Origin of the sequence: Bacillus sp. 491mf (assembly GCF_900112415.1) — a bacterium.
GTDB lineage: Bacteria > Bacillota > Bacilli > Bacillales > Bacillaceae_G > Bacillus_A.
On sequence record NZ_FOLV01000013.1, the window covers coordinates 93,437 to 110,590 of the forward strand.

The following is a 17,154-nucleotide window of genomic DNA, read 5'->3' on the forward strand; positions in this document are numbered from 1 at the left end:
ATCACCTACCACAAAATAAAGAGTAGATTTCACTCCGCATTTACCTACCAAAAGATAATTAGGTAGATGTACGCAATCACTTTTCTCTTATAAATACCTAATAGGCACATACTGACTATGTGCCTATTTTCATTTAAAATCCCCTATATGCTATGTCTTTTCCCTAAAGTATTAAACACACATATTTACAACAGTTAGGGTAATGCCTCATACCTTCTATTAACAATTTGAATATGATTAAGTAGAAAGTCTCGGACAAGTTGAAATACTCTTGTTCAAACTAAACAACTTAGAAGGGTAGGCTAGCTATGGGTATCGAAATTTGGATTACGGTCGTTGTTTTTCTTCTTACCATGACCATCATCTTTTGGCGACCAGGCGGATTGAATGAAGCATGGCCAGCTGCAATCGGAGCAGGAATTATCATTATTACCGGCCTCGTTTCACGTGCTGACATTGCCGATATCATTAGTAAGATCGGCGGCGCCTCCATTACCATCATCGCCACAATCGTTATGGCCGTTATATTGGAAAGTTTCGGTTTCTTTCACTGGGCAGCAGCTAGGCTCGCAAGCTTAGCAAAAGGATCTGGGCATCGTCTATATTGGTACATTCAATTACTCTGCTTTCTTATGACATTATTGTTTAATAACGATGGTAGTATTTTAATTACAACACCAATATTAATTTTACTTCTAAAAAATCTTCAATTAAAACCGCATCAACAAATTCCATATTTATTAAGCGGCGCATTGATTGCAACAGCTTCTAGCGCTCCAATTGGCGTTAGTAATATTGTAAATTTAATCGCATTAAATATCGTTCACATGACACTCTATATGCATACAGCAATGATGTTTGTCCCTGCAACATTAGGGCTTATCTTTATGTCATGGCTCATGTATTTAGTTGTGAAAAAGAAATTACCGAAACAACTACCAAAATCCGCTTATGACATTGAAGAAGTCTTTTTCACAAAACACTTTCATCCATTAAAAGGGACAGATTCAATTAATACGAAAAAGAAACGCACAAAATTTATGTTAAAAGTGTTACTGTTTGTCTTCCTTATGCGTTGTCTTCTTTTCGTTGCCTCATTTCTTTCCATTCCGATTGAGATTGTCGCGGTAGTCGGCTCCCTCGTTCTCCTCATCTGGAGATGGTATTATTTACGAACAAACCCAGTCGATATACTAAAAAAGACACCGTGGCACATTCTCATTTTCGCTTTTTCCATGTACGTTATTATTTACGGGCTTCATAACGCTGGATTAACAGCTTGGCTTGTCCAAGTATGCGAACCGATTGTCAATCAAAGCTTATTATATGCCAGCTTTACCATGGGCGGACTCGTCTCGATTCTATCAAACATCTTTAACAACCACCCTGCCTTAATGATTGGAACAATTACCTTAACAGAAATGGGATTAGATCCTATTACCCTCAAAACCATCTACCTTGCCAACATCATCGGTAGCGATATGGGATCATTGTTATTACCAATCGGTACACTCGCTTCTCTTATTTGGATGTATATCCTAAAGCAAAATAAAATTAAAGTAAAATGGAAAGATTACTTGAGGGTCTCCTTAATTGTCATTCCACTCACCACAATCGTAACACTCTTCCTCTTATTCTACTGGGTACAGCTCGTCTTCGCCCGTTAATCTATCAAACTAAATAGGGACCCAAAAAAATAGATTAGGGGTGGTCCCTATTTTAATGTATACTAACGCTCTACAAATCGGTGACAGAGATAAGGCGGGATCCCAGCCTCCGGAAGAATGAAGGCCAAAATGAAATAGGCAAGAAACATACACGATGTGACGATAAGTAAAAACGATAATTTTGGGTACCATCTCCTCGCAAATGAATATACGGAAAGACCAAAACTACTAAATACGAGAAACAACGTACCAACGGCTGTTAAAATAATATCCATTTCCTTCTCATAACTTGGTGACAATAACAAAACAAATGTCACAACAAAAAAAATCTGTAATATACATGCAATAGCAAGAATAACCTTCTGCTTCACCTTTCTTTCCTCCAATTCATCTCACTTTCTACGAAAAGTATTCTTGATAAAAAAACAAAATCCCCCCGCTCAGCAGGAGGATAATTACATATTAAGTTATATACACATAATCATAGATTAAAAGGCTCTGTCTATTTAAGGCCCTCGCTCACCTCGAAAAGTTTTTTACTTTTCACCTCTATGTATCCGACTTCCTAAAGCCTTAATCTCAAAACTTAACCATATAGAAAATATAATTTCTAAAGATATCATAACTATTGCCACTATTGCTGGGCTAAAAATAATTCCTACTATAAAAGATGTGAAAGAAACAACTATCGCCATTACAAAGTACGCTTTAGATTTATATAACCATCCAAAAGGTAATAAATGCGCTCCAAATATTACTGCTAATATCATAACCATTTTTTCAGGAACAGCTTGATAAATCCACATTGCAATTAAAATATATAAAAATTGATTACAAGAAAATAATATTCCTAAAGCATTTAACGAATTATCTTTAGTTGAAAACTCTGCCTTTATTATTTTAGACATCATAAAAGCAATCGGTAAAAGCGTTGCAGTAATACAAAATATGAATAAATTTTTTGTCGATACCTCCTTTATCGGAAGTAACCATACTACTAAGATAGCACTCCAAATCATAATTGAAGCTAGAATAAAATGTAATCCCCGTTTACCCCTTACCGCTATATCATCCCTTAAGCCATCTAATTCCAATACCCCATCCCCCTTTTCATAACATATAACAACAAGACCAAATATTGGTTATTCTACATATTCATTATATAGCATTTTAACCAATTTTATATTTTTTCTGAATATTATTACTGTATAATGTGATTTTAAAATCTTTCTCCAAGTCGCCATTCCATATAAAGCATTCTCAATAGAACAACAAATCCCCCGCTCTTACTCAGCAGGGGGATGATTATATATTAGATTAAGTACACATGATCATAGATTAAAAGCTGTTTAGAAAAGGGCACTAACCGCTCCCACACACAGCCATACCCTCCGGCCCACCCAAAAAAAGAAAGGTTTTTCATTTCAGCTTTTCAAGTTTCTACTTATTTATACAACTGACTCCCCGCTTCTTTAAACTCTTCGGCTTTTTCTTTCATACCTCGCTCAATCGCCTCAGTTGTTTCTAAATCATTCCCTTTCGCATACTCACGAATATCATGCGAAATTCTCATACTGCAAAACTTAGGACCGCACATAGAGCAGAAATGCGCTGTCTTTGCTCCCTCTGCTGGCAATGTTTCATCGTGATATTCCATTGCACGTTCAGGGTCTAATGATAAATTGAATTGATCACGCCAGCGGAATTCAAAACGCGCTTTCGAAAGAGCATCATCGCGCTCATGTGCTGTTTTATGACCTTTTGCAAGATCGGCAGCGTGTGCAGCAATTTTATACGTAATCACACCTTCACGAACGTCATCTTTGTTTGGCAAGCCGAGGTGTTCTTTCGGCGTTACATAGCAAAGCATTGCTGTACCAAACCAACCGATCATCGCTGCACCGATTGCAGAAGTAATATGATCATAACCAGGTGCAATGTCTGTCGTTAATGGCCCAAGCGTATAGAACGGGGCACCATGACAAATCTCAAGCTCTTTATCCATATTCTCTTTAATTAAATGCATCGGTACATGCCCTGGCCCTTCAATCATCACTTGGACGTCATGCTTCCAAGCAATCTTCGTAAGCTCTCCTAATGTTTCGAGCTCAGAAAATTGAGCTTCATCGTTTGCATCCGCAATCGAACCAGGGCGTAATCCATCTCCAAGAGAGAAGGAAACATCGTACTTCTTCATAATTTCACAAATTTCTTCAAAGTGTGTATATAAGAAGTTTTCTTGATGATGGTATAAACACCATTGCGCCATAATCGAACCACCGCGTGATACAATTCCTGTTACACGCTTGGCTGTAAGCGGAATGTAACGAAGTAGCACGCCAGCATGAATCGTAAAATAATCTACCCCTTGCTCGGCTTGTTCAATGAGCGTATCACGGTATACTTCCCACGTTAAATCTTCGGCAATTCCGTTTACCTTTTCAAGTGCTTGATAAATCGGTACTGTTCCAACTGGTACAGGTGCATTACGAATAATCCATTCACGCGTCGTATGAATATTTTTCCCAGTAGATAGGTCCATAATCGTATCAGCACCCCAGCGCGTTGCCCACGTCATCTTCTCAACTTCTTCAGCAATAGAGGATGAAACAGCTGAGTTCCCAATATTCGCGTTTACTTTCACATGAAAGTTACGACCAATAATCATCGGTTCTGCTTCCGGGTGATTAATATTTGCTGGTAAAATAGCACGCCCTTCAGCAATTTCCTTCCGTACAAATTCCGGCTCCACACCTTCGCGAATGGCTACATATTCCATCTCTATTGTGATGATACCTTTACGTGCATAATGCATTTGCGTAATATTTTCCCCGTCTTTTGCCCGAAGTGGCTTCCGTCCCATTTGCGGGAATACAGGCGTATGTGTAGACGCTGCTCTCGCCCCATCATCTTCCGGTTTCACTTCACGACCTTCATACTCTTCTACATCTCCTCGTTCCACAATCCACGAGCGGCGCGGCGCCTGAATCCCCTTTTCTAAATCCACTGTGTAATTCGGATCTGTATAAGGACCGCTCGTATCATACACACGAATAGCCGAGTTTGGTACACCGTTTGTATCGCTTTGCGCAATCTCACGCATTGGTACTTTTATGTCTTCACGCGTACCTTCTACATATACCTTCTTGCTTCCTGGTAAACTTGACTTTAACTCAATTTGCTCAGCTGAAACAGATTGTTTCATCATTTTTTCCTCCCCTGTGTCTTCACTTTTCTTGTGATCCAGTTTCGCCTCCTAAACCCTTCCGTCTAAGAACCTTCCGCACGAGAAAACAAAAAACGCTTTCGGTGCGAAAGAACCTTAGCCGACGGGTCTAAACAGTCGGCTCCACTTTTCTTGTGACAAGGAAGAGAACTAGCGGCTAGCAATGCCAAATAAAAAAGCCAGGCCCATCATAAAGAATAGGACCTGGCTACATAAAGACATTGTTATGTAAAGCCGACAACTTCCCTCCGCTGGTACGAACCAGATCAGGTCCAAAGGGTTAAGAAGCTTCAACACGCTTCTCTCTCAGCCCAGCTCTACGGGCACCCCCAGTTTATCACTGATTAAATTTTTACTACGCACCTATCATACATCATTGTCTAAAAAATGCAAAGATATTTACAATTTTTCTTTTCACTCAAAAAATAGTTATTTCACTTAGTACAAGCCGAATCCGCACTTCATACATATGTAGTATAAGCCGGTGTAGGACTATGTTCTGCAAGGACACTTCACTATAAGAACAGGAGTGAAAGAGTTGATAAACCTCCAATCTCTCATAACCATACTCGCGTTTCTCGGAACTATGCTCATCATCTTTTGGCGACCAAAAGGAATGAATGAAGCAATTCCAGCAACAGTTGGAGCAATGATTGTCATTTTAAGCGGCACTGTTTCTGTTGCTGACTTGGGTGATATTAGCTCAAAAATTATTGGCGCTGCTATAACGATTATGGCTACCATTGTCATGGCGATCGTACTAGAGAGTTTTGGCTTTTTTCATTGGTGCGCTGTTCAACTTGCCAAAAAGGCAAAAAGCTCCGGTATTCGCCTCTTTTGGTATACAAATCTTCTTTGCTTTCTCATGACATTATTCTTTAATAACGACGGTAGCATATTAATTACAACTCCCATTTTACTGCTTTTGTTACACCATTTACGACTTAAACATGATCAAAAAATACCTTACTTATTAAGCGGCGCACTCATCGCCACTGCCTCAAGTGCACCGATTGGTGTAAGCAATATTGTAAATTTAATCGCCTTGAAAATTATCCATATGGATTTATACATGCATACAGCAATGATGTTTGTCCCTGCCACATTAGGCCTTATCTTTATGGCATTCCTGTTATTCCTCATCTTTCAAAAACAATTACCGAAAACCCTCCCGGTCTTACCGATACATTTAGATGAAAATTTCGTCAAAAAATCCTTTCATCCATTGCAGCCAAGACCCCAAACAGATGCAAATCGTAAGCGAACACGATTTATGTTTGGAATGCTCTTATTTATTTTATGCGTTCGCATCAGCTTGTTTATTGCATCGTACTTTCAATTTTCTATCGCCATCACAGCGGTCATTGGCTCTATTATTTTACTTGGGTGGAGATGGCATAAACTGCGCATTCCACCAGTTGACATGATTAAGAAAACACCTTGGTATGTGTTAATTTTCGCATTTTCTATGTACGTAATTGTATACGGACTTCATAACATCGGTTTAACTAACTTTCTCGTTACAAAACTTCAGCCACTCATCACCAGTAGCTTATTTCATGCTAGCTTTATTATGGGCGGCTTACTCTCAATCCTCTCTAACATCTTTAATAACCATCCTGCCTTAATGATCGGTACAATCGCTCTTACCGAAATGGGGCTAGATCCGATTACATTGAAAACAATTTATCTTGCAAACATCATCGGTAGTGACATGGGCTCACTACTACTCCCAATCGGTACATTAGCAACCTTAATGTGGATGTATATTACAAGAAAAGGAAAAGTAAATATCAGCTGGGGAACGTATATGAAAACTACATTTCTCGTCATTCCGCCAACTGTCATTTTCACGCTATTTTGCTTATATTATTGGGTGAAATTAATCTTTGCAGCTTAAAGATGAAGAGAAGGAACGTATGTAATTACAAGAAAGGAGATTATTATGCTTCATTTACAAAAATATATGAATCAACCCGTGCAAGTATTATTATCAGGAGACCTTCCATTTGAAGGAATTATGATTGATAAAGGTTCCGATATTATCGTCTTGTATGATGGAGAAAAATACATGTATATCTCTAGTCTACACATTCAACATTTAACTCCATTCACAGAATGCCCAGACTTTGAAAATCTCACAATTCCAGAATCTTTGCTACCACAAGATATATTATCAACCGAATCGACAATTTCACTTCGAAAAACACTACAAGTGGCAAAAGGACAATTTATTGAACTCGCACTATCATACGAACATTTTTTACATGGATATGTCACTCATATTATGAATGACTATTTTGTCTTCCTCTCACCTGTCTATCAAACGTTATACGTCCCATTTCACCACGTCAAATATCTTGTTCCTTATAAAGACGCCGAAACACCTTACGGCTTAGAAAAAGAAAGACTGTCACCAACATCCTCCAAACTCACACTTGCCCGAACGTTTTCTGAACAAATGAAAAAACTAAAACAACATATTGTATTACTTGATCTCGGCATACAAACTTACAAAATTGGAAAATTAACGGAAGTAACTGACAGTCAAATTGAACTCATTACAGCACGTAATCAACATTTTCATTTCAACTTACACCATATTAAAACTGTTCATTTTCCTTATCAAAATCAAAAATAATGAAAAAGGGGAATCTCCTTATAAGAGAATCCCTTTTGTTTGTGCTTATGGAATCATCCAAGTTAAATAATAAGCTTGAATATATGTAATAATGCCGATAATTGTTACAAAGAATAAACTATGTTTCACTGTGAAGCGGAATAAATCCGATTCTTTCCCAGTAAGTCCAACTGCCGCACATGCAATTGCAATCGATTGCGGAGAAATCATTTTACCCGTTACCCCACCCGTTGTATTGGCAGCAACAAGCAATACTTCCTTCACACCTACTTGCTGCGCTGTAATCGCTTGTAGATTTGAGAACAATGCGTTTGCAGATGTATCTGATCCTGTTAAGAATACCCCAATCCAGCCAAGGAATGGTGAGAAGAATGGGAATAAGCTTCCTGTTCCCGCTAACGCTAATGCTAACGTTGAGGAAAGTCCAGAGTAATTTGCGATAAATGCAAAACCAAGTACTAATCCAATTGATAGAATTGGCATTTTTAATTCTTGCAACGTTTCCTTAAATGTAGCTACTGCTTGTTTTGGACTCATTTTTAAAACAAACATTGTAATGATACACGCAATCAAAATTGCTGTTCCTGTTGCCGATAAAATATCAAGCTTCAATACCGCTTCATACGGCGTCGGTTTATTAACGATCGGCTCCGCCTTCATGACTAAATTATGCAGACCCGGAACTTTAAACTTAAACACTAAACTTTCAAGCGCACCGCCTGGAACAAATAAATCCTTAAAGAATTTTTGACTCCAAATAACAACCATTACCGTTAAGATAATAAACGGTGACCATGCTTTTAAAACTTTTCCCATCGTTAACTGCATTGTAGAATCAGCCTCTACCGTTGCCGCTGCTTCAGCCTGTCCTTTTTCAGAACGGTAAATTTCTTTTGGCTGCCATACTTTTAGGAATAGCGCTAAACTGACTAAACTGACTAATGCTGATGTAATGTCTGGAAGCTCAGGTCCAAGATATGTTGCTGTAATAAACTGCGTAACCCCGAACGAGCCGCCTGCTACAAATAATGCAGGCCACGTTTGTTTCACACCTTTTAATCCATCCATTAAAAATACGATGAAAAACGGAACAAATAATGATAGAAGCGGCAATTGATGCCCAGCCATTTGTCCTACTTTATGAGGATCAATACCTGTTACTTGACCCGCTACTAAAATCGGAATCCCCATAGCTCCGAACGCTACCGGTGCTGTATTGGCGATTAAACAAAGTCCAGCTGCGTATAATGGATTTAAACCAAGTCCCGCAAGAAGCGCTGCTGTAATTGCTACCGGTGCTCCAAATCCAGCTGCCCCCTCTAAAAACGCGCCAAACGAAAAACCAATTAAAATAACAAGTAAACGATGATCACTTGTAATAGAAAGAACAGATGCACGAATAATATCAAACTGTCCTGTTTTCACCGAAATTTTGTATAAAAACACTGACATAACGATAATCCACGCAATCGGCCACAATCCATATGCAAATCCATAACCGGTTGCTGCCATCGCCATCGTAAATGGCATTTTATAAACGAAAAGTGCAATTATAACTGTTAATACAACTGTAATAAATCCCGCAACATAGCCTTTCATACGAAAAACTGCTAAAGCCAAAAAGAAAAATATAATCGGAATCATTGCAACTGCTGCCGAGATCCAAATGTTACCTAGCGGATCATAAGTTTGTGCCCATGTGCTCATAGTCCCTCTCCCTTTCCAATATCCCCTGTTTCCTAATAACCATATAAGTAGACCACCAGGTCATCATACCTTTACACCTAAAAATAAAACGTTTTAGGAAAACGTTTTCAGTAATGTGATATTTATACTTTATCATATTTTCCTTTATTTACAATCTAATTTTTCAAATTTTGTTCACAATTTGTTTGTTCACTATTTCACAAAAGTGATATGATTATATGTTATACCCATTATTTCTAAAAAAAGAACATTTCAATATACAATGAAATGTCCTTTTATTTCCCTTAACTATTTTGTCTAAATTTCAGTTTACGAGGGTCTACATTATTTTCTATCTGTAATTTTGAGTCAAATCCTTTTGCAATCTTTTTCCAATCCACCATTTTGAAGTTCTGATTTACTATTTTCCCGCGTTCTATATTTTCTCCATCCTGCGCTAGAAAAATGCCGTTTGGATATTTTTTCCTAATCCAAAACTCATTACATCAATACCGTCTGTATCACTCGTTCCATCAGTATTTTTACCATCAACAATAGCAAAATTACCAATATACTCATTGTTACCTTTACGGTCATACACTGCATAAGTATTATTCCCCTGACTAGAAGCAATTAAATATCCTGTCCCATTTTTCCCATAATATATCGTCAAACCTTCAATATCCGCTGTTAAATGGTTTCCATCAGCACTATCTACCTTTGTAATCGGTTGTTTTCCTCCGTCTGGTTCCGCATTGAATTTCCAAATCGCAACATCTTCTTCACCGATATACATTGTTCCATACTCATCATCTGCTACAATTCCTTCTGATTGAGAACTTAACTTTAATTCACGTACTTTCTTTCCTTCTATTTTCCCTTTTCCATTGTCAAATAACTCATATTGCTCAAAAGTTCCGTCCTTCCCTACAACTAATGCATAAAAAACACCTGTTTTTTGACTATGATAGAGACTAAACCCATATACTTCTTTCATATTTGATTTAATGGGAGATCCCGTAATATTTTCTAATTCTCCTGTTTTAGAGTTTATCGCAAAAATATCGATTGTATTTGTAGAACGATTTGAAGCTGCTGCAATATCAATTTTTTTACCTCCAATGGGAAATCCATATCGTACATCAACATTATTTAGTTTCCCAAAATTATATGAATACAGCAGTTTTCCTTTTAAATCGTAGACAGATATCCCCTCTTCCTTATTCGTTCCAATAATCTTACTCTTTTCAGAATCATGAGGATGAACCCAAATTGCTGGATCATCCGCTGCATCACCCGCATTGGCAACTGCAGCTGTTTCTTCTTTTGCTTCCACTTTTACAAACTTTGAATGCCTTTGTTTCTCTTGAACACTCAGACTTGGAAATTCCCCAACCAAATCCGCCGCAGAATTTACTGTCGAAAATAATACACTCGTCATTAAAGCAGCTGTTGATATTTCCTTTAACATTTGTATTTCCCCCCTGAAAATAATAATTTCCTTTATCTTGTTAACGAGAACAGATGCACTTTTCTTGTATTATTTTATCGATTAATTTTTAATTATTTATGTATTTATTGTAAATTTTAGGAGAGGAAATTAGAGGTCCTATCGTAATCGAAATGATACGCCAGTTGTTAAAATTATCCACCAAAAATGAAACTGCTGTTTCCAGTTTATTTATGAATAGTAAAGTAACATCTTCTTATACTAAAGTAGAAAACTGACTTTAGGAGGAATAGCAAATGACTGACCAAAATCGAAATCAAGCCGCTATTGACGAAGGACGTAATAAAACAAAACGTGGCATTGAAGCAGCAAGTGACGCAATGCAAAATGCAATTGATACTGTTGAAAACGCTGGAAAAGCAGCTGTTGATCGTATTTCAGAAACAATGAAAGATGTCACAACTAGATAACAAGGAACAACGAGCTGACTAAAAATTTCACTTTTCGAGATGATTCAGCTCAGCCGATTGACTACTTGCGTGTCGAATATTGTCAAGGGGTCTTTATCCCGTGTCGAAGCGCCGATATATTTCAAAGAACAATCGATAACAAAAAAGCACTTGCAGTATGCAAGTGCTTTTACTATCTTCTTTTTCTCCGTTTGCGGCGCTTCATCTTTTTCCGCCTTGTATTGATGCTGTCCGCTACAATATGTAATGTACTAGCAGCTATAACGCCCAGTACAAACGTGAAAATTTCCACTTCATGTACCTTTGCAATCTCTACTAGCTTTCCTTCTAGCACCGTTTTATTTAACACATATAAAAATGGTGAGAAAACGAGAAGCATGTAGAGAAGACGAATTAAATCACCAATAATAATGGTATGAGTAAGCGGTGAGCGATGCGGCATCACAGTTTGATATGGATACCAAAAGATGCGAAGTAGTCCCCATTTCCGATAAGCGGAACTATGAATATCCAAATCCGGCGTTAAAAAGTACGTTCCAACGATAAATCCAATTACAAACATAAGTAAAAAATCAAAATTTGTTAACCCATAAGAGACGAGCATAAATAATACGATGGGAAGAGAAACTAAGTTTATCTTCGTGTGTGTTTTTCCTGACGGCATATCCCATTCCTTCTGTTAGACGTTTCACTTCATGAATCTAACTTTTGATCGATAAGTGACGTATCCACATCAGAACCAAACCATTCTCCCAGTTTTGTACGCGCTTGTTCTTTCACTTCTTCATCAACATACATAGAAGCTTGTATAAGTGCAGCTGTTAATGCCCCTAAGTCATCTGTATAACCGAGTCCAGCTACAAAGTCAGGAATCGCATCAATCGGTGCAATAAAGTACGCAAGAGAACCAATAATGACAAGCTTTACTCGTTTTGGAACATCTCGTTTTTGCAATACATAAAACAGTAACAAACTAGTATAAATGACTGAATGTCCCGCCTTAATTGCCGCATTTTTTACTTTATTCCAAAACGCTTCGACTGAAAAATTCTCCTTCACTATGAAATCTCCCCTCGTTATTTTCCCGCTATTTGCGGTCAATTTGTGACAAAATAAAGAAACTTATTTAGAGCGCTTCATTAGCAGGAAAACCCTCTGCTAATGGGAAATTCACATTATTTCTATATATACTACGTTTATTTACAACATAAGCAAACTTTACACACATACAATATAAGGTAAGTTCTAGCTTGGCTACGCTACTTATCATGTACCCTCATTATATCAAATAGACACGAAAAGAACAAGTGTTCGATTTCTGTTTTTAAAAATTTTTCAATAATATAATACTCACTTTCTCTACATATCCTTTGCCATTTTTGTTATATTTTTTAGTTGACGAGCATATAAACCAATGTTAAAGTTTTCACTGTCAGCTACAATGAAAAAGATACAAAAAATGTAAAATTCCAGTGTGTTCCTAATAGTCAATTTTTGTTGTATAATACAAAAATGACATTGTGCTTATGGAACAACATAGAGGCAGGAAAACAAAGGTATGCATAGTTCAAGTCATATATGGATGTACGAAAGAAAAAACTCTATTCATGGCAAAGAAAACTATGTATTTTTTATTTTAGCATTTTTCTCTCAAAATTGACCAAGCCTGATAGAGAAAGGGTGAAAATGGATGAAGGAATCTTTAAAATCACAATTTCAAAACGTGCGTTTTACTTTCTTTGTCGCCATTACATTATGGTTAAAAACGTACATTATTACACGTACTAGTTTCGACTTAAAATTAGAGTCTTTCATGCAAGAATTTATTTTATTTATTAGCCCGTTAGCAACATCATTATTTCTAGTGGGTCTTGCATTATTCGCAAAAGGAAAAAAACGAAATTATATTGCACTTGGAATCGACTTTGTTCTTACTATCGTTCTTGTCGGTAACGTAATGTTCTATGGTTTCTATAACGACTTCGTAACATTACCTGTACTGGGACAAACGTCAAACTTTGGTAGTCTTGGCTCTAGTGTGAAAGAGCTCTTTAACTACAAAATTGTCGTTGCGTTTGCTGATCTTATCTTCTTCTTTATTCTTTTAAAGAAAAAGAAAGAGTATGCAAAAACAGAGCGTATTTCACGTCCAATGCGCTCATTATATTTTGTATCAACAATTGCTATTTTCTTTGCAAACTTAGGGCTTGCAGAAACAGAGCGTCCTGAATTATTAACGCGCTCATTTGACCGCGTTATGCTTGTGAAAAACTTAGGTTTATACACACACCAAGTATATGATCTTGGTTTACAAGCAAAATCAAGTTCACAAAAAGCATTTGCAGATGGAAGTAAGTTGCAAGAAGCAGAAAACTATGTGAAGACAGTACAAGAAAAGCCAGACCCAAATATGTTCGGCGTAGCAAAAGGGAAAAACGTAATCGTTGTATCTCTTGAATCAATGCAAACATTCTTAATTGGTTCAAAAGTAAATGGTCAAGAAGTAACACCATTCTTAAACCAATTCGCAAAAGAAAGCTATTACTTTGAAAACTTCTATCATCAAACAGGCCAAGGGAAAACATCTGATGCAGAGTTTCTTGTAGACAACTCATTATATCCGTTAGATCGCGGCGCTGTATTCTTTACACACGGTAACAATGAATTTATTGCAACACCAGAAATCTTGCACAATCAAGGGTATTACACAGCTGTGTTCCATGCAAACAACGCAACGTTCTGGAACCGTAACATCGTATACCCAGCACTTGGTTACGATCGTTACTTTAATGAATTAGATTATAAAATTACTCCTGAAACGAAATTAGGTTGGGGTTTAAAAGATATTGAGTACTTCGATCAATCAGTGGATATGTTAAAAAATATTAAGAAACCGTTCTATACACGTTTCCTTACATTAACGAACCATTATCCATTTGATTATGATGATGGAACAAAATTAATTGAGCCTTATAACTCTGGTGACGGTGTATTTGACCGTTACGTAGTAACAGCTCGCTATTTAGATGAAGCTTTAAAACACTTTATTGAACGTTTAAAAGCTGAAGGTCTTTACGATAACTCTGTTATTGTATTTTATGGTGATCACTATGGTATCTCTGAAAACCATAACCGTGCAATGGCACAGTTCTTAGGAAAAGAAGAAATTACAACATTTGACCATATGAACTTACAACGTACACCTTTCTTCATTCACGTTCCTGGTCAAAAAGAAGGTAAAACAATTACAGCACCTGCTGGAGAAATTGATGTAAAACCAACAATTCTTAATTTACTAGGTGTTGATACAACAAACGATATTCATTTCGGACATGACTTGTTCGCGCCAGATCGCAAATCATTTGTCGTATTACGTGATGGAAGCTTCGTTACAGATCAATACCTTTATACAAATAGCACATTCTATAATCGCCTGACAGGTGAGGTTGCACAAGTACCAAAAGATGAAGCACAAGCAATGGTTGACCGTGCTCAAAACGAATTGCACATGTCAGATAAGATCATTGAAGGTGACTTACTTCGTTTCTTTGAAGGCAACAAAACAAAAACAGGTACAATCAAAACTGCAATTAAAGAAAAAAGCGCTGAGTAATCAGTGCTTTTTTTATAGTTGCGCAACCATTACACAACCTTCACCAAAATTTTACATAAAATTCATGAAACATCTCTATAATAAAACATGTAAGCTTTGTCCCTAACAAACAAGCTACCCTCCTTTATGCAACGTTCTATGATAGAACGTTGCTATTTTTTATATCATAAAGCAGGATTCTTTCTTTCAACCTTCGAATTTGTATGTGCAAACACTACTTGGAGAAGGAAGGGGAAAACATGAAGTATGAACGCTTTGTATTATGGAATGGAAAAATGATTGATACAGCAAAAGAACAACCTCATATTGATATAGAGGAGCGCGGTCTACAGTTCGGTGATGGCATATATGAAGTTATTCGTATTTATAAAGGTACTTTGCACTTATTAGATCCACACATAACAAGGTTATACCGCTCCATGGAAGAAATTGAGTTGTCCCTTACCCTTTCAAAAGCTGAGCTTATCTCATTCTTATACGAACTACTTGAAAAGAATCAATTTCAAGAAGATGGCATCATTTATTTACAAATTTCCCGAGGTGTCAATCCTCGTGTTCATGCCTTCTCTTTTGATACTACTCCAACTATTTATGCTTACATTCGAAAAAAAGAGCGACCTGCTTTATGGATTGAATATGGAATTCGTGCGATAACAGAGCCCGATATTCGCTGGCTTCGCTGCGATATTAAGTCATTAAATTTGTTACCTAATATACTAGCTAATACGAAAGCAGAGCGAAGAGGCTGCAAAGAAGCTCTTCTCGTTCGAAATGGCATTGTCACAGAAGGTAGTCATTCTAACTTCTTTCTTGTGAAAAACGGCAAACTATACACTCATCCTGCAAATCATCTCATTTTAAATGGTATTGTTAGGCAATATGTTATATCACTTGCCCATACATTACATATTTCCCTGCATGAAGAATTATTTGGCATTCATGATGTGTATAAAGCAGATGAATGCTTCTTTACAGGCACAACCTTTGAAATAATGCCACTTACCCATCTAGATGGAACCCCTATTCAAAACGGGCAAGTAGGCCCGATCACAAAATTACTACAAAAGACATTTATGCAAAGCTTTTCTACTTCTAACGCCTTTTTATCTTAAAAACGAATAATAATACATCTATTTATTATTAATATATAGATTTAGTTCCTAAAATAAGGTGCAAATGAATTAGCACCCTTCTTTTTTATCCTTTTTACCATATATGGATTTTCCTATATGCATTGACATCAGTCGACAACCACTTTAGAATTTTTATAGTTGGTAATTTTTTCATCACCTAAAATACAGACAGAAAGGAATCGACAAACTATGAAAAAATATCTTGCTGGTCTTGCAGCAGTGTCTGTAGCAGGTGCAGCAGCCCCGGCAATGGGCACAGTTCAGGCAGAAACAACTGGACAAAATGCACAACAACCTGCAGCACAAACAGAACAAACAACTAAAGTAGCTCCAAAAAGCGACACAAAATACACAGTAAATGCAGACGTATTACGCGTTCGTACGGGTCCTAGCACAGATTATGACATTACTTCTCGTGTGTATGAAGGACAGAAACTAGACGTAATTGGACAAGAAAACGGCTGGTATAAAATACAATATAACGGAAAAGTCGGCTACGTTAGCGGCGATTTTGTAAATACAGGCTCTTCATCACAAGGCAACTCAACTATTCAACCAGCAAGCGGAAATTATACAGTAAATGTATCTTCCCTTCGTGTTCGTACAGGCCCTAGCACATCACACACACAATTAGGCTCTATACATAAAGGACAAGTTGTACAAGTCATTGGTGAAGTAAAAGATTGGTTCAAAATTAACTACGGTGGACAAAACGCTTACGTTAGCAAAGACTATGTAACAAAAGGCGGTTCTGACGCTAACGTTGTACAAGATAAACAACAACAAAATAACAACAATGTTACAGTTCAAACAGGCGGTACATATGTTGTAAATGCTACATCTTTACGTGTTCGTACAGGCCCAGCTACATACCACAGTATCATTGGTGGCGTATTAAACGGTCAAACATTAAACGTTATTGGTGCTGAAAATGGATGGTTCAAAGTAAAACATAATGGAAATACAGGTTATGTTAGCAGCGAATTTGTGAAATTTGTTAAAGGCGGTACTTCTAATCCGTCAACAAACAACAATAACAACACTTCATCTCAAGGAAGTGGAGACTATTACATCAATGTGAGCGCACTAAATGTACGCAGCGGCGCTGGAATGGACTACGGTATAATCGGTTCACTGCCGCAAGGACAAAAAGTACAAGTACTTGCAGACGAGTATGGTTGGAGCAAAATTAGCTATAACGGCCGCACTGGCTATATAGGAACTCGTTACTTATCTAAAACACCTGTAAGTGGTGGACAAGGTAATAC

General features: G+C 37.2%; 13 protein-coding genes, 1 pseudogene and 1 riboswitch. Of the genes and pseudogenes, 7 read left to right on the forward strand and 7 right to left on the reverse strand.

The features are described from left to right. Positions 1-308: 308 nt before the first annotated feature. A complete protein-coding gene (locus BM211_RS14245) occupies positions 309-1,667 on the forward strand; it encodes an arsenic transporter (protein WP_035430552.1) in 1,359 nt (452 codons plus the stop codon). 62 nt (positions 1,668-1,729) lie between these two features. Here BM211_RS14245 and BM211_RS14250 read toward each other — a convergent pair whose 3' ends face one another. From BM211_RS14250 to thiC, 3 genes are all read right to left on the reverse strand, one after another. Beyond that, on the reverse strand, positions 1,730-2,038 hold the full coding sequence (locus BM211_RS14250; protein WP_090998115.1) for a hypothetical protein: 309 nt from the start codon (positions 2,036-2,038) through the stop codon (positions 1,730-1,732). Positions 2,039-2,203: 165 nt separating this feature from the next. After that, the gene (locus tag BM211_RS14255) at positions 2,204-2,761 is read right to left on the reverse strand and encodes a DUF7010 family protein (protein WP_090998118.1); all 558 of its coding nucleotides are present in this window, start codon (positions 2,759-2,761) and stop codon (positions 2,204-2,206) included. Between the two features lie 350 nt (positions 2,762-3,111). Then, positions 3,112-4,872 carry a phosphomethylpyrimidine synthase ThiC gene (gene thiC / locus BM211_RS14260; RefSeq protein ID WP_035430676.1) on the reverse strand — a complete coding sequence of 587 codons (1,761 nt, stop codon included), beginning with the start codon at positions 4,870-4,872 and terminating at the stop codon, positions 3,112-3,114. Between the two features lie 247 nt (positions 4,873-5,119). Next, positions 5,120-5,234, reverse strand: a riboswitch (TPP riboswitch). A 200-nt stretch (positions 5,235-5,434) separates the two neighbouring features. Here thiC and BM211_RS14265 point away from each other — a divergent pair. Further along, positions 5,435-6,793 carry an arsenic transporter gene (locus BM211_RS14265; RefSeq protein WP_035430677.1) on the forward strand — a complete coding sequence of 453 codons (1,359 nt, stop codon included), beginning with the start codon at positions 5,435-5,437 and terminating at the stop codon, positions 6,791-6,793. A 45-nt stretch (positions 6,794-6,838) separates the two neighbouring features. Continuing rightward, positions 6,839-7,534 carry a hypothetical protein gene (locus BM211_RS14270; protein ID WP_035430557.1) on the forward strand — a complete coding sequence of 232 codons (696 nt, stop codon included), beginning with the start codon at positions 6,839-6,841 and terminating at the stop codon, positions 7,532-7,534. 45 nt (positions 7,535-7,579) lie between these two features. Here the strand turns inward: BM211_RS14270 and BM211_RS14275 are convergent, their stop codons facing one another. After that, positions 7,580-9,241: a lactate permease LctP family transporter gene (locus BM211_RS14275; RefSeq protein ID WP_035430558.1), complete on the reverse strand. Its 1,662-nt coding sequence runs from the start codon at positions 9,239-9,241 to the stop codon at positions 7,580-7,582. 284 nt (positions 9,242-9,525) lie between these two features. Further along, a pseudogene (locus BM211_RS14280) lies at positions 9,526-10,661 on the reverse strand (phytase). A gap of 305 nt (positions 10,662-10,966) precedes the next feature. Between BM211_RS14280 and BM211_RS26495 the strand changes: the two are divergent. Next, on the forward strand, positions 10,967-11,140 hold the full coding sequence (locus BM211_RS26495; protein WP_177206940.1) for a hypothetical protein: 174 nt from the start codon (positions 10,967-10,969) through the stop codon (positions 11,138-11,140). Positions 11,141-11,312: 172 nt separating this feature from the next. On the opposite strand, the gene BM211_RS14285 is transcribed toward BM211_RS26495, so the two are convergent. Both BM211_RS14285 and BM211_RS14290 read right to left on the reverse strand, forming a co-directional pair. Then, positions 11,313-11,804 (reverse strand): metal-binding protein, encoded by a 492-nt coding sequence (locus BM211_RS14285; protein WP_035430559.1) that lies wholly within the window; start codon positions 11,802-11,804, stop codon positions 11,313-11,315. A 29-nt stretch (positions 11,805-11,833) separates the two neighbouring features. After that, positions 11,834-12,199 (reverse strand): YkvA family protein, encoded by a 366-nt coding sequence (locus tag BM211_RS14290; RefSeq protein WP_035430560.1) that lies wholly within the window; start codon positions 12,197-12,199, stop codon positions 11,834-11,836. Between the two features lie 631 nt (positions 12,200-12,830). On the opposite strand from BM211_RS14290, the gene BM211_RS14295 reads away from it, so the two are divergent. The 3 genes from BM211_RS14295 to BM211_RS14305 all read left to right on the forward strand — a co-directional run. After that, a complete protein-coding gene (locus BM211_RS14295) occupies positions 12,831-14,753 on the forward strand; it encodes an LTA synthase family protein (RefSeq protein ID WP_035430561.1) in 1,923 nt (640 codons plus the stop codon). 239 nt (positions 14,754-14,992) lie between these two features. Then, a complete protein-coding gene (locus BM211_RS14300) occupies positions 14,993-15,865 on the forward strand; it encodes a D-amino-acid transaminase (protein ID WP_090998125.1) in 873 nt (290 codons plus the stop codon). Positions 15,866-16,075: 210 nt separating this feature from the next. After that, on the forward strand, positions 16,076-17,154 hold a 1,079-nt coding region (locus BM211_RS14305), incomplete at its 3' end, for an SH3 domain-containing protein (RefSeq protein ID WP_090998128.1).